The sequence below is a fragment of the Streptomyces sp. NPDC012827 genome, from assembly GCF_042900905.1.
In the GTDB taxonomy this organism is placed as follows: Bacteria; Actinomycetota; Actinomycetes; order Streptomycetales; family Streptomycetaceae; genus Streptomyces; species Streptomyces gulbargensis.
On the sequence record NZ_JBIBBY010000005.1, the window covers coordinates 261,924 to 286,240 of the forward strand.

Annotated in this window: 18 protein-coding genes; 10 read left to right on the forward strand and 8 right to left on the reverse strand. The window is 74.4% G+C overall.

What is annotated here, in order from left to right:
- The first annotated feature begins 39 nt into the window (after nt 1–39).
- Together ACFY60_RS13530 and lgt are read left to right on the forward strand one after the other, a co-directional pair.
- Nucleotides 40–861, forward strand: coding sequence for a DsbA family protein (locus tag ACFY60_RS13530; RefSeq protein WP_388611373.1), 822 nt, complete (start codon nt 40–42; stop codon nt 859–861).
- An 81-nt stretch (nt 862–942) separates the two neighbouring features.
- On the forward strand, nt 943–1,920 hold the full coding sequence (gene lgt / locus ACFY60_RS13535; protein ID WP_388611375.1) for a prolipoprotein diacylglyceryl transferase: 978 nt from the start codon (nt 943–945) through the stop codon (nt 1,918–1,920).
- Between the two features lie 68 nt (nt 1,921–1,988).
- On the opposite strand, the gene ACFY60_RS13540 is transcribed toward lgt, so the two are convergent.
- From ACFY60_RS13540 to ACFY60_RS13570, 7 genes are all read right to left on the reverse strand, one after another.
- Nucleotides 1,989–2,855, reverse strand: coding sequence for an HpcH/HpaI aldolase/citrate lyase family protein (locus tag ACFY60_RS13540; RefSeq protein WP_388611377.1), 867 nt, complete (start codon nt 2,853–2,855; stop codon nt 1,989–1,991).
- Nucleotides 2,852–4,084 (reverse strand): CaiB/BaiF CoA transferase family protein, encoded by a 1,233-nt coding sequence (locus ACFY60_RS13545; protein WP_388611379.1) that lies wholly within the window; start codon nt 4,082–4,084, stop codon nt 2,852–2,854. The genes ACFY60_RS13540 and ACFY60_RS13545 overlap by 4 nt, the downstream gene beginning before the upstream one ends.
- Nucleotides 4,081–5,001 carry a ribokinase gene (gene rbsK / locus ACFY60_RS13550; RefSeq protein WP_388611381.1) on the reverse strand — a complete coding sequence of 307 codons (921 nt, stop codon included), beginning with the start codon at nt 4,999–5,001 and terminating at the stop codon, nt 4,081–4,083. Before rbsK ends, ACFY60_RS13545 begins: the two co-directional genes overlap by 4 nt.
- Nucleotides 4,998–6,350 (reverse strand): ADP-ribosylglycohydrolase family protein, encoded by a 1,353-nt coding sequence (locus ACFY60_RS13555; protein ID WP_388611734.1) that lies wholly within the window; start codon nt 6,348–6,350, stop codon nt 4,998–5,000. The genes rbsK and ACFY60_RS13555 overlap by 4 nt, the downstream gene beginning before the upstream one ends.
- Before the next feature lie 182 nt (nt 6,351–6,532).
- Nucleotides 6,533–7,684 (reverse strand): ADP-ribosylglycohydrolase family protein, encoded by a 1,152-nt coding sequence (locus ACFY60_RS13560; RefSeq protein ID WP_388611383.1) that lies wholly within the window; start codon nt 7,682–7,684, stop codon nt 6,533–6,535.
- Nucleotides 7,665–8,855, reverse strand: coding sequence for an ADP-ribosylglycohydrolase family protein (locus ACFY60_RS13565; protein ID WP_388611736.1), 1,191 nt, complete (start codon nt 8,853–8,855; stop codon nt 7,665–7,667). Before ACFY60_RS13565 ends, ACFY60_RS13560 begins: the two co-directional genes overlap by 20 nt.
- Before the next feature lie 527 nt (nt 8,856–9,382).
- Entirely contained in the window at nt 9,383–10,378 is a 996-nt protein-coding gene (locus tag ACFY60_RS13570; RefSeq protein ID WP_388611384.1) for an ADP-ribosylglycohydrolase family protein, read from the reverse strand.
- A gap of 253 nt (nt 10,379–10,631) precedes the next feature.
- On the opposite strand from ACFY60_RS13570, the gene ACFY60_RS13575 reads away from it, so the two are divergent.
- The 4 genes from ACFY60_RS13575 to ACFY60_RS13590 all read left to right on the forward strand — a co-directional run bounded on the left by ACFY60_RS13575 (nt 10,632) and on the right by ACFY60_RS13590 (nt 19,546).
- The gene (locus tag ACFY60_RS13575) at nt 10,632–11,360 is read left to right on the forward strand and encodes a VIT1/CCC1 transporter family protein (RefSeq protein ID WP_309051431.1); all 729 of its coding nucleotides are present in this window, start codon (nt 10,632–10,634) and stop codon (nt 11,358–11,360) included.
- A gap of 191 nt (nt 11,361–11,551) precedes the next feature.
- Nucleotides 11,552–12,955, forward strand: a complete 1,404-nt coding sequence (locus tag ACFY60_RS13580) for an APC family permease (RefSeq protein WP_388611386.1) — start codon at nt 11,552–11,554, stop codon at nt 12,953–12,955.
- 572 nt (nt 12,956–13,527) lie between these two features.
- Nucleotides 13,528–18,093 (forward strand): glutamate synthase large subunit, encoded by a 4,566-nt coding sequence (gene gltB, locus ACFY60_RS13585; RefSeq protein ID WP_388611388.1) that lies wholly within the window; start codon nt 13,528–13,530, stop codon nt 18,091–18,093.
- Entirely contained in the window at nt 18,086–19,546 is a 1,461-nt protein-coding gene (locus ACFY60_RS13590) for a glutamate synthase subunit beta (RefSeq protein WP_388611389.1), read from the forward strand. The genes gltB and ACFY60_RS13590 overlap by 8 nt, the downstream gene beginning before the upstream one ends.
- A 149-nt stretch (nt 19,547–19,695) precedes the next feature.
- Here the strand turns inward: ACFY60_RS13590 and ACFY60_RS13595 are convergent, their stop codons facing one another.
- Entirely contained in the window at nt 19,696–20,556 is an 861-nt protein-coding gene (locus ACFY60_RS13595; protein ID WP_389458252.1) for an aldo/keto reductase, read from the reverse strand.
- A gap of 115 nt (nt 20,557–20,671) precedes the next feature.
- Between ACFY60_RS13595 and ACFY60_RS13600 the strand changes: the two genes are divergently transcribed.
- From ACFY60_RS13600 to ACFY60_RS13615, 4 genes are all read left to right on the forward strand, one after another.
- The gene (locus ACFY60_RS13600; protein WP_388611393.1) at nt 20,672–21,058 is read left to right on the forward strand and encodes a MerR family transcriptional regulator; all 387 of its coding nucleotides are present in this window, start codon (nt 20,672–20,674) and stop codon (nt 21,056–21,058) included.
- Between the two features lie 57 nt (nt 21,059–21,115).
- Nucleotides 21,116–21,490: a VOC family protein gene (locus ACFY60_RS13605; protein ID WP_388611395.1), complete on the forward strand. Its 375-nt coding sequence runs from the start codon at nt 21,116–21,118 to the stop codon at nt 21,488–21,490.
- An 83-nt stretch (nt 21,491–21,573) separates the two neighbouring features.
- Nucleotides 21,574–22,137 carry a pyridoxamine 5'-phosphate oxidase family protein gene (locus ACFY60_RS13610; RefSeq protein ID WP_388611397.1) on the forward strand — a complete coding sequence of 188 codons (564 nt, stop codon included), beginning with the start codon at nt 21,574–21,576 and terminating at the stop codon, nt 22,135–22,137.
- Between the two features lie 421 nt (nt 22,138–22,558).
- Complete coding sequence (locus ACFY60_RS13615; protein ID WP_388611399.1) at nt 22,559–24,223, forward strand: DEAD/DEAH box helicase; 1,665 nt, start codon at nt 22,559–22,561, stop codon at nt 24,221–24,223.
- The last annotated feature ends 94 nt before the right edge of the window (nt 24,224–24,317 follow it).

The following is a 24,317-nucleotide window of genomic DNA, read 5'->3' on the forward strand; positions in this document are numbered from 1 at the left end:
GGAGGCGCGGTTGTGCCTCCCCGGTTCGTTGCGTGGGGCGTGAGCGAGAAGAACCCTGACGGTAGGAACGGGAGCGCGCGCGAGCGCCTCAAGGAGCAGCGCGAGCGAGAGAAGGCGCGTGAGAAGCAGCGGCGCGTCCTGATCGTGTCCGCGGCGGTGGTCGGCGTCCTGGGCCTCGCCGCGGTCGTCGGAGTGATCGCCGCCGGCGGGGACAAGGACGGCGGCTCCGACAAGGCGGGCCCCGTCGTCGCCCCCAGCGGCGCCCTCGACGGCGAGAAACCGGCCATCGTCACGGGCCGGCCGGACGCCCCCTCCACCCTCGCGATCTGGGAGGACTTCCGCTGCCCGGCCTGCGCCGCCTTCGAGAACGCCTTCCGGGACACCATCCACGAGCTGGAGGCCTCCGGAGCGCTCAAGACCGAGTACCACCTCGCCACCCTCATCGACGGCAACATGGGCGGCAGCGGCTCCCTGCGCGCGGCGAACGCGGCGGCCTGCGCCCAGGACGCCGGGAAGTTCACCCCGTACCACGACACGCTCTACATCAACCAGCCGCCGGAGCCCGACGACGCCTTCGCCAAGAACGCCAAGCTGATCGAGCTGGCGGCCAAGGTGCCCGGGCTCGACACCCCCGACTTCCGCTCCTGCGTCGAGAACGGCACGCACGACGGCTGGGTGGCCGCGTCCCACGAGGCCTTCAAGAAGGGCAGCTTCCGGGGCACCCCGTCCGTCCTCCTCAACGGAGAGGCGATCTTCCCGACCAAGGGGAGCGAGCAGATCTCCAAGGAGAACCTGAAGAAGTGGGTCGCCGAGGCCAACAAGGGCAAGAAGCCGGGCACGGCCTCCCCGTCGGCGGGCTGACCTTCCCGGCCGGTTAGTTACGCAGACGTTGCCGGGTGGGCTGCCGTCCCGCCCGCCCGGCAGGGTAGCGTCGGAGCTGCCATGGACCTTGCCTACATTCCCAGCCCGTCGACCGGCGTGATCAACCTCGGACCGATCCCGCTGCGCGGCTACGCCTTCTGCATCATCATCGGTGTCTTCGTCGCCGTCTGGTACGGCAACAAGCGCTGGATCGCCCGGGGCGGCACCGCCGGCACCGTGGCCGACATCGCCGTCTGGGCGGTGCCCTTCGGCCTCGTCGGCGGACGCCTCTACCACGTGATCACCGACTACCAGCTGTACTTCAGCGAGGGTGAGAACTGGGTCGACGCCCTCAAGATCTGGGAAGGCGGCCTCGGTATCTGGGGCGCCATCGCGCTCGGCGCGGTGGGCGCCTGGATCGGCTGCCGCCGGCGGGGCATCCCGCTCCCCGCGTACGCCGACGCCATCGCGCCCGGCATCGCCCTCGCCCAGGCCATCGGCCGCTGGGGCAACTGGTTCAACCAGGAGCTGTACGGCCGGCGGACCGACCTGCCGTGGGCGTTGAAGATCACCGAGAGCGCCAACCGCGAGGCCGGCTACTACCATCCCACCTTCCTGTACGAGTCGCTGTGGTGCGTCGGCGTGGCGCTGCTGGTCGTCTGGGCCGACCGCCGCTTCCGGCTCGGCCACGGACGGGCCTTCGCCCTGTACGTCGCCGCCTACTGCGCCGGCCGGGGCTGGATCGAGTACATGCGGGTGGACGAGGCGCACCACGTGCTCGGCCTGCGCCTGAACGTGTGGACCGCGATCGTCGTGTTCCTGCTGGCCGTGGTGTACATGGTCGTCTCGGCCCGGGTCCGCCCCGGACGCGAGGAGGTCGTGGAGCCCCGGGCCGCCGCCGCCAAGGCCGCCGAGGAGACGGCCGGCGCGGAGGACGGGGAGCGGGAGCAGGACCAGGAGGACGACGCGCCGGACGCGCCTGCCGGGGACACCGGGAAGGACGCTCCCGAGGGCGCGGGCAAGGGTGCCGAGGGCGCCGGATCGGCGGCCAAGAGCTGATCCGCCGTCGCCGAGGGCCGCCGGGACCGACAGGTCCCGGCGGCCTTTTGCCGTCCCGGCCCCAGGGCTCAGGCCGTGCGGGCGGCCAGTGCGAGGACCCGGCGGGCGACCGCCACCACGGCCGCGTCCACGAAACGGCCGTCCGCCAAGGCCTGGGCCCCGTGCTCGGCGGCCGCGGCCTCGACGACCTCCCGCGCCGCGTCGACCTCGTCCGGGGTGGGCAGGTAGACCCGCTCGATCACCGGCAGCTGACGCGGGTGGATCGCCGCCCGGCCGAGGAAGCCCAGGGCGCGGCCCCGGGCGCAGCCGGCGGCGAGGCCCGCCAGGTCACCGACGTCCGGGTGGACCGACTGCGCCGGCGGCGGCAGGCCCGCCGCGCGGGCGGCGACCACGAGACGGCCGCGCGACCAGTCGAGTCCGCGGTCCTCCCGCACGCCCAGGTCCGCGCGGAGGTCCGCCTCACCGAGGGCCACGCCGTGGACGGCGGGATGCGCCGAGGCGATGGCGTGGGCGTGCTCCACGGCCAGGGCGCTCTCCAGGAGCGCGTGGAGCGGGACTCCGGGGGCGAGCTCCGCGACCCGGTGGATGTCAGTGGCGTGTGTCACCTTGGGAAGACGCAGACCGCCGAGGCCGGGAAGGGAGGCCAGCGTGGAGATGTCGTGCGGGGAGTGGACGCGGACGTGGACCGGTACGGGAGGGACGTCGGCGAGCAGATCCGCCGTGGCGTCCAGGGCGTACGCCTTGCGGTGCGGGGCCACCGCGTCCTCCAGGTCCACGATCACCACGTCCGCGCCGGAGACCAGGGCCTTGGCCACCACGGCGGGCCGGTCACCGGGGGCGTACAGCCAGGTCAGCGGTGTGCGGGCGCAATCCGTCACCGTCCCGCCCGGGTCCGCGGCGCGGCCCGTGCCGGGGGTGCGGACCGTGCCGCTCATACCGCTCCCTGGTCGCGCAGGGCGCCGATCTCGGCAGGGGGGAGGCCGAGTTCGGCGAGGACGTCGGCGGTGTCCGCGCCGTGGGGGCGGCCCGGCCAGCGGATCGCGCCGGGGGTCTCGGACAGCCGGAAGAGGACGTTCTGCATGCGGATCGTGCCCAGTTCGGGATCCTCGACCTCGGTGAAGGTGCCGAGCGCCCGGTACTGCGGGTCCTCCACGACGTCCCGCACGTCGTGGACGGGCGCGATGGCGGCCTCAGCCTTCTCGAAGGCCGCCAGGGCCTCGTCCCGGGTGCGGCGGGCGATCCAGGCGCCGACCGCCTCGTCCAGCTCGTCCGCGTGCGCGGCCCGGCCGGTGCCGTCGGCGAACCAGGGCTCGTCGACCAGTTCGGGCCGGCCGACCAGACGCAGCACCCGCTCGGCGATGGACCGGGCGGAGGTCGAGACGGCGACCCAGGAGCCGTCGGCGGTCCGGTAGGTGTTGCGCGGGGCGTTGTTGCGGGAGCGGTTGCCGGTCCGGGGCTGGACGTACCCGAGCTGGTCGTACCAGAGGGAGTGGGGCCCGATGACGGAGAGCATCGGTTCGATGATCGCCATGTCGACGACCTGGCCGCGCCCGGTGGCCGTCCTGGCCGTGAGCGCGGTCATCACCGCGTACGCGGTGGCGAGGGCGGCGATCGAGTCGGCCAGGCCGAAGGGGGGCAGGGTGGGCGGGCCGTCGGGCTCGCCGGTGAGGGCGGCGAAGCCGCTCATCGCCTCGGCGAGGGTGCCGAAGCCGGGGCGGTGGGCGTACGGGCCGAACTGGCCGAAGCCGGTGACCCGGGCGAGGACCAGCCGGGGATTGGCGGCGGAGAGCTCCTCCCAGCCCAGGCCCCAGCGTTCCAGCGTGCCGGGCCGGAAGTTCTCCACGATCACGTCGGCGTCGGCGGCGAGCCGCAGCAGCGTGTCCCGGCCGCCGGGGCTCGACAGATCGAGGGTGATCGTCCGCTTGTTGCGGCCGAGGACCTTCCACCACAGGCCCACCCCGTCCTTGGCGGGACCGTGGCCCCGGGAGGGATCGGGCGTGCGCGGGTGCTCGACCTTGACGACGTCGGCGCCGAAGTCGCCCAGCATCGTGGCCGCGAGCGGCCCGGCGAAGAGGGTCGCGAGGTCGAGGACGCGCAGCCCGTGCAGGGGAGCGCGCGGGGTGGGCGGAGGAGCGGGGGCGGGGGTGGGCGTGGCGGCGGTCATACGGGGTCGGCCTCCAGGGAGTCGGGGGAGAGGAACGCCGCCTCGATCTCCGCCCGGTACGGCATCGACGTCGACGCTCCCTCGCGCCGGACGGAGAGCGCGGCGGCGGCCTGGCTCCACGCCAGCGCCTCGGGGACGGGACGGCCCTCGCCGAGGGCGACCGCGAGGGCGCCGACGAAGGTGTCACCGGCGGCGGTGGTGTCCACGGCCCGGACCCGTGGGGCGGGCACGGTGACGGGCTCGGCGCCGCGCGCCGCGTAGAGACAGCCCGAGGCGCCGAGGGTGACGACCACCTCGGGCACGTCCCGCAGCAGGGCCCGGGCGGCGGCGACGGGGTCGGAGAGACCGGTGAGCGCGGTGGCCTCGTGCTCGTTGGGCACCAACAGGTCGGTCGTCGCGAGGAGTTCGGGGGGCAGGGCCTGGGCGGGGGAGGGGGTGAGGACGGTGCGGACGCCGAGCCGGCGGGCGGTGCTCGCGCCCTCCGCGACGACGGAGAGGGGGAGTTCGAGCTGGAGCAGCAGGGCGTCGGCGGTGCCGATCAGCGCCTCGTCGCCGTGGGTGAGGGAGGTGACGGTGGCGTTGGCCCCGGGGACGACGACGATCGCGTTGCCGCCCTCGTCGTCCACGACGATGTGGGCGGTTCCCGAGGGACCGTCGGTGGTGCGCACCAGGTCGGTGTCGACCGCGCAGTGCTCCAGATTGGCCCGGAGACGGGCCCCGAAGTCGTCCGCGCCGACCGCCCCGATCATCGCGACCTCGGCGCCCGCCCGGGCGGCGGCGACGGCCTGGTTGGCGCCCTTGCCGCCGGGGATCGTACGGAACGCGCGGCCGGTGACGGTCTCGCCGCGGGCCGGGGCCCTCGGGACGTACGCGACGAGGTCCATGTTGGTGCTGCCGAGTACGACGATGCTGGTCATGGGCGTGTTGCCTCCAGGTGGGTCAGTTCGGCCAGGGCGTCGAAGCCGATGCCGTCGAAGCCCGCGACCGAGGTCGAGAGCCGGTTCTTGAGGGGGGAGGTCCAGCGGGCGGGAAGCCGGTCGGGGTGTCCGGCCAGCAGACCGGCGACGGAGCCGGCGGTCGCGCCGTTGGAGTCGGTGTCCCAGCCGCCGGAGACCGCCGCGCAGATCGAGCGCGAGAAGTCGCCGTCGGCGTGGGTGAGCGCGGCGGCGAGCAGGGCGGCGTTCGGGACGGCATGCACCCAGTGGTACCCGCCGAGAGCGGCGTGCAACTGGTCGACGACCGTGTCGAAGCAGGCGGTGGCACGGGCCGTCGCGATGCCGAGGCGGACCGCGCGGGCCAGGCGGGAGCGCGGCGGAACCACGCCGAGACCGGCGGCGAGGGCCTGGTGCACGTCGCCCGTGCCGGAGGCGGCGGCGGCCACCGTGCCGGCGACGAACATCGCGCCGTACACACCGTTGGCGGTGTGGGTGAGCACCGCGTCCCGGTACGCCTGCGCGGCGGCGGCCTCCGGGTCGCCGGGGTGGGTCCAGCCGTGCACATCGGCCCGGATCTGGGCCCCGATCCACTCGCGGAAGGGGTTGCGGTGGACGGCGGTCAGCGGGGGTTCGACGCCGTCGAGGAGATTGCGGTAGGCGATCCGCTCGGCCGTGAAGGCGCGGCCGGCGGGCAATTCGTCCAGCCAGAGACGGGCGACATCGGCGGTGGTGAACCCCCGGCCGTACCGCTGGAGGAGCAGCAGGTTGAGCAGGGGGTAGTTGAGGTCGTCGTCCTCGGGCATCCCGTCGATGTTCTCGGCGAGGGAGGTGCCGGCCGAGCGGCGGTTCCAGGGGTGCGCGGCGAGGAGTGCGGCGGGGACGCCGCGGGCCGTGAACCAGCCGTCGAGCGGCCAGTTGCCGCCGGCGCGGGCCAGGGCGCGGAGGGCGGGCAGCGGCAGCTTCTCGACGGGCTTGCCGAGCAGGCACCCGGCGGCCCGGCCGAGCCAGGCCGCGTGCAGCCGGGCCCGGAGGCCGGGGGCGGTCGCGGTGGCCGCCCGGCCGGCGGGGCGGTCCGGCAGGATCGCGTCGAGGCGGTCGGGTTCGTCGGCGGCGAGCGGTGAGGGCAGCGCGGCCAGGGCGTCGAGCAGTTCCCCGGCCGGCGCGCGCAGGTGCGGCCGGGGGACGGGCGAGGCGCCGGCGGTGGCGGGCGCGGGCTCACCACCGGCCGCGGCCCAGCGCGCGGCGAACACCCGGACGTCCCGCCCCTCCTCGGCCGCCTGCCGCAGCTCGTGCCCCACGAGGTCCTCCGGCTGCACCCACGTCAGGCGCAGGAGAGCCGGCGGCTCGGCCGCCGCCGTCGCCGGGCCCGCGCCCGGGAACGTATCGGCGGAGGCGGTGACCTCGGGTGCGCGGCGAGGGACACCGGCACCGGAGCCGGCGGCCGGAGCTCCGGGGGCCGCGCCGGGGGTGGCCGGTCCGGGTGGGGCGGCGGGTGCTCCGGGGGGCGGGGTGGTCACCGCGGGGCGCCCGTCAGCTCCGCGTACGCCGCCTCGTGCGCGCGGCGGCGGGCCAGGTCGCGGGCGAAGACCTCATGGGCCACGGCCGCCAGGGCCGCCGCCGGGGCGTGCAGGTCGAGGCGGCTCGCCTCCGCCACCTCCTTCGCCCAGTCGGCGGGCACGGCCGGCTCACCGTGCAGGGCGCCCACGATCGCCCCCGCCATCGTGGCGATCGAGTCGCAGTCACGGCCGTAGTTGACCGCGCCGAGCACCGTACGGCGGTAGTCGCCCTCCCCGACCAGGAGCATGCCGAGGGCGATCGGCAGCTCCTCGATCGCGTGCAGCCGGGAGGGGCGGCGGGCACCGAGCGAGGGAGAGCGGTAGTCGGGGCCCACCGAGTCGAAGGGAGCGACCGCCGCCCGCAGCGCGGCGAGTGCCGACTCGAAGTCCCGGTGGCGGTCCGCGGCCTCGGCGACCGCCTCGATCGCCGCCCGGGTGCCGTCCTTCGCGAGCGACAGCGCCGTCTCCACGACGGTGCGGGGCGTGGCCCCCGGCGCGCAGGCCGCCGCGACCGCCGCCGCGAAGACGCCCGCCGCCTCCCGGCCGTACGAGGACTGGTGCGCACCGGCCACGTCCAGGGCCTCGGCGTACGCGGCGGCCGGGTGGGCGGCGTTGACCAGGCCGACCGGCGCCATGTACATCGCGGCACCGCAGTTGACGATGTTTCCGGTGCCCGCCTCGCGCGGGTCGGCATGGCCGTAGTGGAGGCGGGTGACGATCCACTTCTCGGCGAGGAAGATCCGCTGGAGCGGGAGCGCCTCGGCCTCCAGCTCCGGGATCCAGACGGGCGTACCCATGAGTTCCGGGACGAGATGGTCCGCGACCGCGTACGCGTCGAGATGGTCGCGGACCTTGGCGTAGACGCGGATCAGGGCGTGGGTCATCAAGGTGTCGTCGGTGACGTGCCCGTCGCCCTTGTGGTACGGGGCGACGGGCCGGGCGGTGCGCCACTCGTCGCCGTGCCACGGACCGACGATGCCCGTGACGCGCCCGCCGTGGCGTTCCAGGATCTGGGCGGGGGTGTACCCCTCGACGGGACCACCGAGCGCGTCGCCGACGGCGGCGCCGAGGAGACTGCCGGTGATCCGGTCATCCAGTGTGGGTGTCATGCCGGGATTGTCCCCCTGGGAGGGCCGGTTCCGTGGCTCCCAGCAGTCCGGCGAGTTCCACCAGGTCCGCCCCCGCCAGGCGGGGCAGCGCACAGCCCGCCAGCGTCCGGCAGGCCTCCCGCCACGTCCCCGGCACCGAACGGCCGCCGCCCAGCGCGCCGGTGAGCGCGCCCACGAGCGCCGGGGCCGAGTCCGCGACCCGGGACAGGCAGGCGGCGGCCGGGACGGCGGCCGCCAGCTCGCCCCGTGCGGCGGTCACCAGGGCCAGCGCGACGGGGACGGTCTCGGCGGCGGCGATGCCGTAGCTGTAGACGTGGTCCACGATCTGGTGCTCCAGGAGCGGGACCAGCGCGAAGGCCGAGTCGACGGTCGCCGCGAGGGCCAGGGCGTGCCGGGCGTTGCGGCCGATCTCCGTGGCGTGGGGCAGCTCCGCGAGGGCCGCCGCGACGGCCTCGTCCGCCGCCGCCCCGCCGAGCGCCGCCGCCACGGCCGCCGCCGTCGCCCGGGCGCCGTGCACGCCGTCGCCGTCCTGGGTGTACCGGGCGTCGAACTCGGCCAGCGCGGCGGCGGCGCGCGGATCGCCCGGGTGGACGGCGGCGAGGACGGCGGCGCGGACACAGGCGGCGTCGTCGAAGTGGTGCGGGTTGTCGTGGCCGGTCGCGGGCGGGCGCAGACCGGTGGCGAGGTTGCCGAGACCCGCCCGGACCGAGATCCGGGCGCGCAGCGGGAGGACGGCGGACTCGACCTCCGGCGCGCGGGCCGCGGCGGCGGAGACCTGGGCCGCGAGGGCGTTCCACGCCCGGTCGACGGCGGCGCGGAGCCGGCGCTCCGGGGGGAGCGCGGCGAACGCCGGGCCGGCGGCGGCGAGGACCGACTCGGCGGTGAAGACCGCCCATTCGGCGTCGTCGGAGGGGCCGAGACGGAGGGGTTCGGGCGGCTGGTTGAGGGCGAGGGGGACGGGCAGGGTGGTCGTCGCGTTCTGCTCCGCGAAGGTGTCGAGCTCGCGGGTCAGGCGGCGGGTCCACTCCGGCATCCGGGCGGCGCGGTGGCGGGCGGCGGGCCAGCCGGCGGCGTCGCCCGCCGCGATGCCGAGGAGCAGGCCCTCGATCCTCCCGTGCCGGGAGAGCGGCGGGGCCGGCCGGTGGCCGGGGGTGGCGGAGTGCCGGGTGATCTGCGCGGTACGTACGGGGGTGGCCGGATTCCGGGTGGCCTGGCGGGCGGTGCCGTCCGGGGTCCCGTTCCGCGCGGTCCGTTCCGGGGGCGCCGCCGGGTGCTCGTGGGCGCCGGGGAGGGAGCCGGTGCCCGGCACCGGGGGCTGTGCCCACCCGTCCCGCCCCGCGGGACGCGTGCCCACAGCGGCGGGGGTGCCGGGGGCCGGGCGACGCGTGTCCGCAGCGGTGGTCGCCGGTGCGGGGCCCGCCGGGCCTGGGCGTGCGCCCAGAGCGGTGGGGGTCGGGGTGCCGGGGTGCGCGACGGGCGCGTCCGGGGCGGTGGCCGGTGCCGGGGTGTCCGCGGCGCGCGTGTCCGGGGCGGTGGCGGCCCGGGGCGGGGCCGGGTACGGGGCTTCGTCCCCGGTGGTCGGGGTGGCGGGGTGCGCGTCGCGGGTGTCCGGGGCGGTGGCGGCCGGGGTCGGGGTGTTCGGGCGTGGGGCTTCGTCCGGGGTGGGCGCCGGGGGTGCGGGGGGCGTCGGGTGCGTGGTCATCTGGGGGGCTCCTCCGGGGTCAGCAGGTCCGCGGTGTCCAGGACGTGACGGCCGCGCATCGAGGGGAGGCAGCTGCCCGTCACCGGGCCGATGGCCGAGGCCCACTCCTCGGGAATGGCGCGCAGCCCGCCCGACGCGCCGGCCAGGGCGCCCGCCAGGGCCGCCGTCGTGTCGGCGTCGCGGCCCATGTTGACGGCCGTCAGGACCGCCGTACGGAAGTCGCCGCGAGCCGCCGCGAAGGCACCGAAGGCGAGACCCACCGCCTCCGGGGCGAGGTCCGTCCACGGGTAGCCGCCGATGACCACCGCCGAGCGGACCTGGCGCTCGCGGACGGCCGGGTCCGGCTGGACGCGCTGCGCGGCGACGACCGCGCGCCGCAGTGAGCGGGCGGTCCAGGAGTCCATGGGGATCACCGAGAGGGCCGCCGCGATCACCGGGGTCACGCCCGCGCCCGTCATCGCCGCCGCGACACCCGCCGCGACGGCCTGGCCCCCGTAGATGCCCTCGCCCTCGTGGCTCACGCTCCCGTCGATGGCGACGAGCCGGGCCGCCTCCTCGGGGCGGCCCGCCGCGAAGACGCCGAAGGGCGCGGCCCGCATGGCGAGCCCGTCGCTCCAGGCGTGCCGGTGCTGGGCCGAGATCGGCGCGGCGAGTCCCCGGCGGAGATTCTCCAGGGTGCCGCGCTCGGAGAACCCGGCCCCGCGGAAGGGGCCCTCGTCGAGGTCGGCGATCCAGTGGTGCCAGGCCTCCTCCACGTGCCGCACCGTGAGGGCGGAGCCGTGCCGGGCGAGGAGCAGCGCCGAGAAGATGGCGTACTCGGTGTCGTCGGTCCCGGCCGGCCGGTCCGTCACGAACCCCTCGACACGGCCCCAGCGGCGCCGGATCTCGGAGGGCCGCAGGTTCTCGGCGGGCGCGCCGAGCGCGTCGCCGACGGCGAGCCCGAGGAGCGCCCCCCGCGCCCTCTCGCGCGTGTCGCATGCCGTGGTCACCATCTCGCGCCCCTTCCTCGGTGGTGGGACGCCGGTGGTGTCCCGATCCCTGGATCTCTGCCACCCCGGGCCGCGAACTCGCCGCAGAAACGTCTCTGTCACCCGCCTGACGCCTCGCCAGAACACGGCTCACCGGGTGAGGCGCCCCTTACTAAGTACGGCCTGCCTTGCTGGCACGCCCCTTACATCGCGCGTATTTTCGAGGGTGTTGGGGGCGGCGGGTGCGACCCGGCCCGCCGGAACCGAGGGGAGAACCATGTCCATCATCGAAGCCCAGGCACCACTGCACGAGGCCCACCGCGACAACCACACCCACCGCGACGTGAACGGCGGTTGGCTGCGTCCGGCGGTCTTCGGGGCCATGGACGGACTCGTGTCCAACCTCGCCCTGATGACCGGTGTGGCCGGCGGCGCGGTCTCGTCGCAGACCATCGTGATCACCGGCCTCGCCGGCCTGGCGGCGGGCGCGTTCTCCATGGCGGCGGGCGAGTACACCTCCGTCGCCTCCCAGCGCGAACTCGTGCAGGCCGAACTCGACGTGGAACGCCGCCAGTTGCGCAAGCACCCGGTGGACGAGATGGAGGAGCTCGCCGCGCTCTACGTCTCGCGCGGCGTCGAGCCCGCCCTCGCCCGCGAGGTCGCCATGCAGCTGTCGAAGGACCCCGAGCAGGCGCTGGAGATCCACGCCCGCGAGGAGCTCGGCATCGACCCCGACGACCTGCCGTCGCCGGCGGTGGCCGCCGTGTCGTCCTTCGGCTCCTTCGCGCTCGGTGCGCTGCTGCCCGTGCTGCCCTACCTCCTCGGGGCGACCGCGCTCTGGCCGGCGGTGCTCCTCGCCCTCCTCGGCCTCTTCGCCTGCGGGGCGCTCGTGGCCCGGGTCACCGCCCGCAGCTGGTGGTTCAGCGGACTGCGCCAGCTCGTGCTCGGCGGGGCCGCGGCCGCCGTCACGTACGGCCTGGGCATGCTCTTCGGAGCCGCGCTCTAGCTTCGCGGGGGCCGTGCCGCCGCCCCTCGCTCGGCATCGCGCTGTGCGCCCCTCGCCCGGGGCGCGCAGCGCGGTGCCGTGTCCCGGCCCTGCGCATTCCCGAGGCCCGGGCACTCCTGTGACGCCTGGGGCAGGCGGCCACCCGGGGGGCAGGAGGTGTGGACCACTGAGGCGTGGGGATACGAATCGACATGTCGAGAGGCAATCCACGCGAAACGGACCGCGCTCCCCAGGGCGGGCTCAAGAAGACACTGACCACGCCCCTGCTCTTCTTCTTCATCCTCGGGGACGTCCTCGGCGCCGGCGTCTACGTCCTGGTGGGCCAGGTCGCCGCCGACGCGGGCGGCGCCGTATGGGTGCCTCTCGTCGTGGCGCTGCTGCTGGCGCTGCTCACCGCCGCCTCCTACGCCGAACTGGCGACGAAGTACCCCCGCTCGGGAGGGGCCTCCCACTACGCCACTCGGGCGTTCGGTCCGTTCGTCGGATTCGTCGCCGGATTCTGCATGCTCACCGCCGGGATCGTCTCGGTCGCCGCGCTCGCCCGGGGCTTCGGCGGCGAGTACCTGTCGGCGTTCGTGACGCTGCCGGTCGGGGTCGTCGCCGTCCTGTTCCTGATCGTCCTCGCGCTGGTCAACGCGCGGGGCATCAAGGAATCCACCCGGGCCAACGTCGTCGCCACCGTCATCGAGGTCGGCGGCCTGCTCGTCGTCGTCGCGCTGGGCGGCTGGCTGCTGCTGCGGGGTGACGCGGATCCCGGGCGGCTCCTCCGGCTCGGTACGCCCGAGAAGGGTGCCGCGGCGGCCGTCCTGAGCGGTTCCGTGCTGGCGTACTACTCCTTCGTCGGGTTCGAGACGTCCGTGAACGTCGCGGAGGAGACGCGCGACCCCCGCCGCTCCTATCCGCGCGCCCTGTTCGGCGCGCTCGTCGCGGCGGGCGTCGTGTACGCGCTGGTGGGCGTGGCGGCGTCGGTGGCCGTGCCGACGGAGAAGCTGGTGGCGTCGAGCGGGCCGCTGCTCGAGGTGGTCAAGGCGGCGGGCGGGGTCCCGCTGTGGCTGTTCAGCGCCATCGCGCTCGTCGCGGTCGCCAACGGCGCGCTGCTCACCGGCATCATGTCGTCCCGTCTGGCCTACGGCATGGCGCGGGACGGGCTGCTGCCGGCCTCGCTGGCCAGGGTGCTGCCGCGCCGCGGCACGCCCTGGGTGGCGATCGCGGTCACCACCGGCGCGGCGATGCTGCTCGCTCTGACCGGGGGCGTCGCCGACCTGGCGTCCACGCTGGTGCTGCTGCTCCTCGTCGTGTTCCTCATCGTCAACACCGCCGTCCTCGTGCTGCGCCGGGACCCGGGCGACGGGGACCACTTCCGGGCCCCGACCGTCCTCCCGGTCCTCGGCATCGCCTCCTGCGTCCTGCTCGCGACCCAGATCGAGGCCCAGGTGTGGACGAGGGGGCTCGTCGTCCTGGCGGTCGGCCTCGTCCTCGCCGCGGTGGCCGTGGGCCGTGGCCGTGGGCGCGGGCGCGGTGACGACGGCGGTCCGGCCGGAAAGACCGGCCTTCCGGCCGGCGGCGGAGCCCGGCGCGTCACCCGCTCGGGCTGACCCGCCGGGCGCCCGCCCTTGCGGAGTCGACGGGCCGGTCACCCGCTCCGGTTCACCCGCCGGGCCTGCCGGACCCGCCCTGAGCCGACGGATTCCGTACCCCTCACCGATCACCGCAGGGCCCCGCAAGGGGCCTTTCCGGCATTTCAGGGTCTGTTTCCACCCCGAAAGGCGCATTCCGGCTGTGACGTAGATCCCTGGTCCGATTCCCGGTCGCGATGAGACACTATGCGGGACGCCACATAAGTAGCCGATTACCCGGCGGTTTCGAACCCGTGTCCCACGGGAATGAGGCATGAGCGTCTTTGGGCAATGAAGCCCACCCCCTCACGACGGCCCGCCGGGCCCACCGGTTCACTTCCCGGACCCGCGTTCCGTCCCCCGCGGGGGCGTCCGACCCCCGCACCCCACAGGTAGAACGCACCACCGCTCCGTGTCGGAGGTGTCCGCATGCTGGAATGAGCTATCCGCTTCGCGAGAAGCCAGCCATCATGTAACCTGCACGAAATTTCGCGGAGGGCCAACGTCGTCCCTCGGCAGCTCCACTTGCCACGACGACGACGGGAGAGCCGATGCGTTCCGACGCCTGGTCGCCCATGGACGGTCGCCCCGCCCCCCAGGGCATGTACGACCCCCGTAACGAACACGACGCCTGCGGTGTCGGGTTCGTGGCCACCCTCACCGGTGTAGCCAGCCACGAGCTGGTCGAGCAGGCGCTGACCGTACTGCGCAACCTCGAGCACCGCGGCGCCACCGGCTCGGAGCCCGACTCCGGTGACGGCGCCGGCATCCTCCTCCAGGTCCCCGACGCCTTCCTCCGCGAGGTCGCCGGATTCGAGCTCCCCGAGGCCGGCGCGTACGCCGTCGGCATCGCCTTCCTCCCCGAGGACGGCACGGACGAGACCGTCGCGCGGATCGGGACGATCGCCGCCGAGGAGGGCCTCACCGTCCTCGGCTGGCGCGAGGTCCCCGTCGCCCCCGAGCTGCTCGGCGCCTCCGCCCGCTCCACCATGCCGGTCTTCCGCCAGCTGTTCGTCGCGGACGGCGCCGGCGAGGCCACCGGCATCGCCCTGGACCGCAAGGCGTTCGTCCTGCGCAAGCGCGCCGAGCGCGAGGTCGCGACCTACTTCCCGTCGCTCTCCGCCCGCACCCTCGTCTACAAGGGCATGCTGACCACCGGCCAGCTGGAACCCTTCTTCCCGGACCTCTCCGACCGCCGCTGCGCCTCCGCCGTCGCCCTGGTCCACTCCCGCTTCTCCACCAACACCTTCCCGAGCTGGCCGCTCGCCCACCCGTACCGCTTCGTCGCCCACAACGGTGAGATCAACACCGTCAAGGGCAACCGGAACTGGATGACCGCCCGCGAGGCCCAGCTCGTCTCGGACGTCTTCGGCGAGGGCGCCCTGGAGCGGATCTTCCCGATCTGCACCCCGGACGCCTCCGACTCCGCCTCCTTCGACGAGGTCCTGGAGCTGCTCCACCTCGGCGGCCGCTCCCTGCCGCACGCGGTCCTGATGATGGTCCCCGAGGCGTGGGAGAACCACGACTCCATGGACCCGGCCCGCCGCGCCTTCTACCAGTACCACTCCACGATGATGGAGCCCTGGGACGGCCCCGCCTGCGTCACCTTCACCGACGGCGTCCAGGTCGGCGCGGTCCTCGACCGCAACGGTCTGCGCCCCGGCCGCTACTGGGTCACCGACGAGGGCCTCGTCGTCCTCTCCTCCGAGGTCGGCGTCCTCGACATCGACCCCGCCCGCGTCGTCCGCAAGGGCCGCCTCCAGCCCGGCAAGATGTTCCTCGTCGACACCGCCGAGCACCGCATCATCGAGGACGACGAGATCAAGGCCGCCCTCGCCGCCGAGAAGCCCTACGCGCAGTGGCTGGAGACCGGTGAGATCGAACTCTCCGACCTCCCCGAGCGCGAGCACATCGTGCACACCCACGCCTCGGTCACCCGCCGCCAGCAGACCTTCGGCTACACGGAGGAGGAGCTGCGCGTCATCCTCGCCCCGATGGCCCGCACCGGCGCCGAGCCGATCGGCTCCATGGGCACCGACTCGCCCATCGCGGCCCTCTCCGAGCGGCCCCGTCTCCTCTTCGACTACTTCACGCAGCTGTTCGCGCAGGTCACCAACCCGCCGCTGGACGCCATCCGCGAAGAACTCGTCACCAGCCTGCGCTCCTCGCTCGGGCCCCAGGGCAACCTGCTCGACCCGACCGCAGCCTCCTGCCGCAGCGTCACCCTGCCCTTCCCGGTGATCGACAACGACGAGCTGGCCAAGCTCATCCACATCAACGCCGACGGCGACATGCCCGGCATGAAGGCCGTGACCCTCTCCGGCCTCTACCGGGTCTCCGGCGGCGGCGAGGCCCTCGCCGCCCGCATCGAGGCGATCTGCGCCGAGGCCGACACCGCCATCGAGGGCGGCGCCCGCCTCATCGTGCTCTCCGACCGGCACTCCGACGCCGAGCACGCCCCGATCCCCTCACTGCTCCTGACCGCGGCCGTCCACCACCACCTCATCCGCACCAAGCAGCGCACCAAGGTGGGCCTGCTGGTCGAGGCCGGCGACGTCCGCGAGGTCCACCACGTGGCCCTGCTCATCGGCTACGGCGCCGCGGCCGTGAACCCGTACCTCGCCATGGAGACCGTCGAGGACCTGGTCCGCGCCGGCACCTTCATCGAGGGCCTGGAGCCCGAGCAGGCCATCCGCAACCTGATCTACGCCCTCGGCAAGGGCGTCCTGAAGGTCATGTCGAAGATGGGCATCTCCACCGTCGCCTCCTACCGGGGCGCGCAGGTCTTCGAGGCCGTCGGCCTCGACGAGGAGTTCGTCGCCACCTACTTCAACGGCACCGCCACCAAGATCGGCGGCGCCGGCCTCGGCGTCATCGCCCAGGAGGTCGCGGCCCGCCACGCCAAGGCGTACCCGGTCTCCGGCGTCGCCTCCGCGCACCGCGCGCTGGACATCGGCGGCGAGTACCAGTGGCGCCGCGAGGGCGAGCCGCACCTCTTCGACCCCGAGACGGTCTTCCGGCTCCAGCACGCCACGCGCAACAAGCGGTACGACATCTTCAAGAAGTACACGGAGCGGGTCAACGAGCAGTCCGAGCGGCTCATGACGCTCCGCGGCCTCTTCGGCTTCTCCTCCGACCGCCCCTCGATCCCGATCGACGAGGTCGAGCCGGTCTCCGAGATCGTCAAGCGCTTCTCCACCGGCGCCATGTCGTACGGCTCCATCTCCCAGGAGGCGCACGAGACCCTCGCCATCGCCATGAACCGGCTGGGCGGCAAGTCCAACACCGGTGAGGGCGGCGAGGACCCGGACCGCCTGTACGACCCGGCGCGCCGCTCCGCGATCAAGCAGGTCGCCTCCGGCCGCTTCGGCGTCACCTCCGAGTACCTGGTGAACGCCGACGACATCCAGATCAAGATGGCGCAGGGCGCCAAGCCCGGCGAGGGCGGCCAGCTGCCCGGCCACAAGGTCTACCCGTGGGTCGCCAGGACGCGTCACTCGACGCCCGGCGTGGGGCTCATCTCGCCGCCGCCGCACCACGACATCTACTCCATCGAGGATCTGGCCCAGCTGATCCACGACCTCAAGAACGCCAACCCGGCCGCGCGCATCCACGTGAAGCTGGTGTCCGAGGTCGGCGTCGGCACGGTCGCCGCCGGTGTCTCCAAGGCCCACGCGGACGTCGTGCTCATCTCCGGCCACGACGGCGGTACGGGCGCCTCGCCGCTCACCTCGCTCAAGCACGCGGGCGGCCCCTGGGAGCTCGGCCTCGCCGAGACCCAGCAGACGCTGCTGCTCAACGGTCTGCGCGACCGGATCGTCGTCCAGACCGACGGCCAGCTCAAGACCGGCCGCGACGTCGTCATCGCCGCGCTGCTCGGCGCCGAGGAGTTCGGTTTCGCGACCGCGCCGCTCGTCGTCTCCGGCTGCGTCATGATGCGCGTCTGCCACCTCGACACCTGCCCGGTCGGCATCGCCACCCAGAACCCGGTCCTGCGCGACCGCTTCTCCGGCAAGGCCGAGTACGTCGTCAACTTCTTCGAGTTCATCGCCGAGGAGGTCCGCGAGCTCCTCGCCGAGCTGGGCTTCCGCACCCTGGAGGAGGCCGTCGGCCACGCCGAGCTGCTCGACACCAGCCGCGCCGTCCACCACTGGAAGGCGCAGGGCCTCGACCTCGAGCCGCTGTTCCACGTGCCCGATCTGCCCGCCGGCGCCGTCCGCCACGCCCTGATCGAGCAGGACCACGGCCTGGAGAAGGCCCTCGACAACGAGCTGATCCAGCTCGCCGCCGAGGCCCTGAACGCCCCCTCCGCCGAGGAGGCCCAGCCGGTCCGCGCCCAGGTCGCCATCCGCAACATCAACCGCACGGTCGGCACCATGCTCGGCCACCACGTCACCAAGCGGTTCGGCGGCGCGGGCCTGCCCGACGACACCATCGACATCACCTTCACCGGCTCCGCCGGCCAGTCCTTCGGCGCCTTCCTGCCGCGCGGAGTCACCCTCCGCCTGGAGGGCGACGCCAACGACTACGTCGGCAAGGGCCTCTCCGGCGGCCGCGTGATCGTCCGCCCCGACCGGCGCGCCGACCACCTGGCCGAGTTCTCCACCATCGCGGGCAACACCATCGCGTACGGAGCCACCGGTGGCGAACTCTTCCTCCGCGGCCGCACCGGCGAACGCTTCTGCGTCCGCAACTCCGGCGCCCTGGTCGTCTCCGAGGGCGTGGGCGACCACGGCTGCGAGTACATGACCGGCGGCACGGCGGTCGTCCTCGGCGAGACGGGCCGCAACTTCGCGGCCGGCATGTCCGGTGGCGTCGCGTACGTCGTCGACCTCGACCGGGACAACGTCAACTCCGGCAACGTGGGCGCAATCGAGGCTCCGTCGGACGCCGACAAGGCCTGGCTGCACGACGTCGTGCGCCGCCACCACGAGGAGACCGGCTCCACGGTCGCCGAGAAGCTGCTCGCCGACTGGGACGCCGCGGCGGCCCGGTTCAGCAAGATCATCCCCACCACGTACAAGGCAGTGCTCGCCGCCAAGGACGCCGCTGAGCTCGCCGGTCTCTCCGAGTCCGAGACCACCGAGAAGATGATGGAGGCGGCGACCCATGGCTGACCCCAAGGGCTTCCTGACCACCGGGCGCGAGGTCGCCAAGACCCGGCCGGTGGGCGAGCGAGTCAAGGACTGGAACGAGGTCTACGTCCCCGGCTCCCTGCTGCCGATCATCAGCAAGCAGGCCGGCCGCTGCATGGACTGCGGCATCCCGTTCTGCCACAACGGCTGTCCGCTGGGGAACCTCATCCCCGAGTGGAACGACTACGCCTACCGCGAGGACTGGTCGGCGGCGTCCGAGCGCCTGCACGCCACCAACAACTTCCCGGAGTTCACCGGCCGCCTGTGCCCGGCTCCGTGCGAGGCGGCGTGCGTGCTCGGCATCAACCAGCCGGCCGTCACCATCAAGAACGTCGAGGTCTCCATCATCGACAAGGCGTGGGACGGCGGCGACGTCCGCCCGCAGATCCCCGAGCGCCTGTCGGGCAAGACCGTCGCCGTGATCGGCTCCGGCCCCGCGGGTCTCGCCGCCGCCCAGCAGCTCACCCGGGCCGGCCACACCGTGGTCGTGTACGAGCGGGCCGACCGCATCGGCGGCCTGCTGCGGTACGGCATCCCCGAGTTCAAGATGGAGAAGCGCCACATCAACCGCCGCATCGAGCAGATGCGCGCGGAGGGCACCAAGTTCCGCACCGGCATCGAGATCGGCCGCGACCTCACGGCGACGGACCTGCGCAAGCGGTTCGACGCGGTCGTCGTCGCCGCCGGTGCCACCACCGCCCGCGACCTGCCCGTGCCGGGCCGCGAGCTCAAGGGCATCCACCAGGCGATGGAGTACCTGCCGCTCGCCAACAAGGTGGTCGAGGGCGACTTCGTGGCCTCGCCGATCTCCGCCGAGGGCAAGCACGTCGTGGTCATCGGCGGCGGCGACACCGGCGCGGACTGCGTCGGCACCGCCCACCGCCAGGGCGCGGCCTCCGTCACACAGCTGGAGATCATGCCCCGGCCGGGCGAGGAGCGGGCCGCCCACCAGCCGTGGCCGACCTTCCCCATGCTCTACAAGGTCACCTCCGCGCACGAGGAGGGCGGCGAGCGGGTCTACTCCGTCTCCACCACCCACTTCGAGGGGGACGAGGACGGCAACGTCCAGTTCCTGCACCTGGTCGAGGTCGAGTTCGTGGACGGCAAGCTCACCCAGAAGCCGGGCACCGAGCGGAAGATCCCCGCCCAGCTCGTCACCCTCGCCATGGGCTTCACCGGCACCGACGTGGAGAACGGCCTGGTCGCCCAGTTCGGCCTGGCGCTGGACGAGCGCGGCAACATCGCCCGCGACGCCGACTTCGCCACCAACGTCGACGGCGTCTACGTCGCCGGCGACGCCGGCCGCGGCCAGTCGCTCATCGTCTGGGCCATCGCCGAGGGCCGCTCCGCCGCCCGCGGCGTGGACCGCTACCTGACCGGCGCCAGCTCCCTGCCGGCCCCGATCCGCCCGACGGACCGCGCCCTGACGGCCTGACCCGCCGGATCCCCCCGAACGTCCCGTACAACGACGTGCGGAACTGACCGCGGCGCTCGCCCACCGTCCCCGACCAAGGACCGGGCGGGCGCCGCGGTGCGTCCACACCCCCGCGCCGGAGGGTTCCGGACGGAGCGGCCTACGGCCCCTCAGGAGCCGTCCAGGCGCGCGTACTGCTCCGGGGTGAGACGGACGCCGAGCGCGCCCAGGTTCTCCCGCAGATGGTGCTCCGAGGTGGTTCCCGGGATCGGCAGGACGTGGGGGGCCCGGTGGAGGAGCCAGGCCAGGGCCGTCTGGGACGGGGTCGCGCCGACCTCCCGCGCGACCGCCGCCACCGGCCCGTCCGGGGCCGCGTGGCCGCCCATCGCGATCGGGAAGAAGGGGACGAAGGCGATCCCGCGCCCGGCCGTGTGGTCGAGCACCGCCTCGTGGCCGCGGTCCGCCAGGTTGTAGAGGTTCTGCACGGCGGCGACCGGGGCGACCGTCTCCGCCTCCTCCAGCTGAGCCACCGTCACCTCGGAGAGGCCGATGTGCCGCACCTTGCCCTCCTCCTGGAGGAGGCGCAGGGCGCCGACCTGCTCGGCGAGCGGGTAGTGCTCGTCGATCCGGTGCAGGTAGAGGAGGTCGATCCGCTCGGTTTGCAGCCGGCGCAGGCTCAGCTCCGCCTGCTGGCGCAGATAGGCGGGGTGGCCGAGCGGCACCCACTCGGTGGGGGAGGGGCGTACCACGCCGACCTTGGTGGCCACGGCGATCCCGTCGCCGTACGGATGGAGCGCCTCGGCCAGCAGCTCCTCGCCCGCGCCGAGGGCGTAGGCGTCGGCCGTGTCGAAGAGGGTGACCCCGGCCTCCGCCGCCGTCCGCAGCAGCCGCACCGCGGCCGCCCGGTCGGCCGGGGCCCTCCAGATCCGCGCCTCGGGACCCGTCGGATCGTCCGGCCCGTCGGCCAGCCGCATCGCGCCGTACCCCACGCGCCGGACCGGAAGGTCGCCGCCGAGCTGGAATATCGTCATGTCATCGGTTCGGGTCGTGTCAGTCGTGTCATCGGTCTGCGTCATGTCGGGAACGGTAGGAGCTGACACCGGTGTGAGCTTCAAGCCCGGCGGGCGGGGAAGTGAGGGGGATCACATGGGGACGATGAGAATCGGCGAGCTGGCGCGGGAGACCGGCGTCACCGTGCGGCTGCTGCGCTACTACGAGGAGCAGGGCCTGCTCGCCTCCGCGCGCACCCCCGGCGGTCAGCGGGTGTACGGCTCCGACGCGCCTGCCGTCGTCCGCCGCATCCGGGCGCTGCTCGCCGCGGGACTGCCCACCCGGGTCATCGCCGAGGTCCTCGCCTGCGTCTGCGGCAGCGAGGCCGAGATCGAGCCGTGCCTGAGCCCCCTGCTCGTCGCCCGGCTGGACGAGATCGACGCCCGGATCGAGAACCTCCAGGGCGCCCGTTCCTCCCTCGCCGCGCTCGTGGCGGCCACCGAGGGCCGCCAACTCGCCGCGGCGGAAGGCGGCATGGGCTGACCGGGGACGGCGGGAATCCGGTGGCCCCGGGCGAGGGGCGCGGGGGATCATGACGCCATGAGCTCTCTCGTGCGCCATGTGACCATCGACTGCACCGACGCCTACGCGCTCGCCACCTTCTGGGCGGCGGCGCTCGACGCCAAGGTCTCCGACGACGACAAGCCCGGTGACGAGGAGGCGCTGGTCGACTCCCCCGGCGCCGGCCTCCTCTTCATCCAGGTCCCCGAGCCCAAGGCCGTGAAGAACCGGGTCCACCTCGACCTCCAGCCGCAGGACCGCACGCGCGACGAGGAGGTCGAGCGCCTTCTCGCCCTCGGCGCGACGCTCCTGGACGACCGGCGCAACCCGGACGGCACCGGCTGGGCCACGCTGGCCGACCCGGAGGGCAACGAGTTCTGCGTGGAGCGCAGCGCGGCCGAACGAGCCGGCTAGGGCGAGAGCGGGGACGAGGCGCCGGGTCGGCGCGCGGAGTAATCCCGACAGAAGATGTCGGGTATCCGGTGTTCCCTGGAACCATGGGAGACAACGGACACACCCGGAACACCGGAGGCGGCGCGGACACGGGACGGGCGGACCGCGCCGGGCACCTCTGGTCGGCCTTCGAGGCCGCCGAGCCCGCCCTCGCCACGACCGTACGGGAGCGTTTCGGCCAGTACACCCACCACGTCCTCGCCACCCTCCGGCGCGACGGCTCGCCCCGGCTGAGCGGCATCGAGGCCGACTTCCGCGCGGGCGAACTGTGGCTCGGCATGATGCCCCGCTCCCGCAAGGCCCTGGACCTGCTCCGGGACGCGCGCTTCTCGCTCCTCGCCAACCCGGGCTCCGGGACCGGCATGGGCGGGGGCGACGTGCGGGTCTCCGGGCGGGCCGTCGAGATCACCGACCAGGACACCTTCCGGTGGTACGCCCGCGAGGCGGGCGCCCCGCCGCCCTTCCACCTCTTCCGGGCGGAGCTCACCGAGGTCGTACGGACCCGGGTGGACGGGGAGGACCTCGTCGTCACCTCCTGGACACCGGCGCGCGGCGTCCGGACCGTCCGGCGCGGCAACGGCGACGAGCCGCCCCGCCCGGCGCCCTGACCGGGGCCGCGGGGCAGGACCCGCGCGGGCCGGGCGGCCCGGCCCGGCCCCCCGGGGCCCGGCCGGTACCCGGGGCGCCGCCGCGCACGCGGTCCGGCTCGGTACCCTGGAGCGGGGAGTACCCCGAGGGGCGTTCCGCGCCCACCTCGGCATCCGCCTGACCTGCCGGTCCTGCGCCACACCGGACCGCACCTCCCCGTGCACCCGATCGGGGCCGCCGTACGTCCCGAGAACCCCTACGGGACCGTCACGGGTCCCGTTCTGTGACTCCGCTCACCCGGAGGCGTCCGCCGGCCAACCCGGCGGGCGGCCGGAGGCGGGAAGGTTCCGGGGCGCACTATTGTTCCGAAGAGAAACGGCCGGGGCCCGCACCCTCGCAGGGTGCGGGCCCCGGCCGTGCCGCGCAGCCAGGAAGGCACGAATGACCCGCTCCGAACGCCCCTACAAGCGCGGCCCCCGCACCGCCCGGGCGACGTCCGCCTCGCAGCCCAAGGGCTCCCGCGGAGGCCGCCCCGCCACGCCCCCGCCGCCCCGGGAGTTCACCCCGCCGGAAACGGTGACACCCGCCCTGCCGCCCGTGGCCTCCTTCGAGGACCTCGACATGCCGGCCGCGCTGGTGAAGACGCTCGCCGAGCAGGGCGTCACCGAGCCCTTCCCCATCCAGGCCGCGACCCTGCCGAACTCGCTCGCCGGGCGCGACGTCCTCGGGCGGGGCCGTACCGGCTCCGGCAAGACCCTCGCCTTCGGCCTCGCCGTCCTCGCCCGCACCGCGGGCCGCCGCGCCGAGCCGACCGCGCCGCTCGCCCTGGTCCTCGTCCCCACCCGGGAACTCGCCCAGCAGGTCACCGACGCCCTCACCCCGTACGCCGCCGCCCTGCGCCTGCGGATCACCACGGTCGTCGGCGGCATGTCGATCACCCGGCAGGCCTCCGCGCTGCGGCGCGGCGCCGAGGTGCTCATCGCCACCCCCGGCCGCCTCGACGACCTCATCGGCCGTGGCGACTGCCGCCTCGACCAGGTCGCAGTCACCGTCCTCGACGAGGCCGACCAGATGGCCGACATGGGCTTCCTGCCGCAGGTCACCAAGCTGCTCAAGCAGGTCGAGGAGGGCGGCCAGCGGCTGCTGTTCTCGGCGACCCTGGACCAGAACATCGACCGGCTCGTACGGATGTTCCTCCACGACCCGGTCGTCCACTCGGTCGACCCGTCGGCGGGCGCCGTGACCACCATGGAGCACCACGTCCTCTACGTCCTGGACGAGACGGACAAGAAGGCCGTCACGATGCGGATCGCCGCCCGTGACGGCCGCACGATCCTCTTCCTCGACACCAAGCGGTCCGTGGACCGGCTGGTCAAGCGGCTCCTCGCCCAGGGCGTACGGGCCTCCGGCCTGCACGGCGGGCGTTCCCAGCCGCAGCGCAACCGGACCCTCGACCAGTTCAAGAGCGGGCAGGTCACCGCGCTCGTCGCGACGAACGTGGCGGCCCGGGGCATCCACGTGGACGACCTCGACCTGGTCGTCAACGTCGACCCGCCGGTCGACCACAAGGACTACCTCCACCGCGGCGGCCGCACCGCCCGCGCCGGCGAGTCCGGCAGCGTCGTCACCCTGGTCCTGCCCGAGCAGAAGCGGGACATGGGCAAGCTGATGTCGAACGCCGGGATCCGTCCCCGCACGGCGCAGATCAAGTCCAGCGACGAGGAGCTGGTGCGGCTCACCGGCGCCAAGGAGCCCTCGGGCGTCCCCGTCGTCATCGAGACCCCGCAGCCCGTCCAGCAGCCGGGCACCGGCACGGGCCGCCGCCGTCGCAGGCCGTCGTCCGCCTCCGCGTCGAGCGGTACGGGCAGGGGTGCGGCCACGGGCTCGGGCACGGGCGCGTCGAAGGGCCGGGCGACCGGTACCGCCTCGGCCCGCACGGCCGGCTCCGGCTCCCGCACGGCCTCCGGCGCCGGCGGCTCCGGCTCCCGTACGGCCTCCGGCACGGGGTCCCGTACCGGCGCGTCGCGGGGTGCCGGCGGCGGGCGTTCCCGTGGCGGCGCCACCCGCTCCCGCTCCACCCGGCAGCCGAGGTCCTCGGACGGCTGACGGGCGCCCGGTCCGGAGAGCCCGGGCCGCGGAGGACCTCCGCGGCCCCCGCCCGCTCGCCCCGGTCGTCCGGCGGAAACGCGCCGGGGGAGGA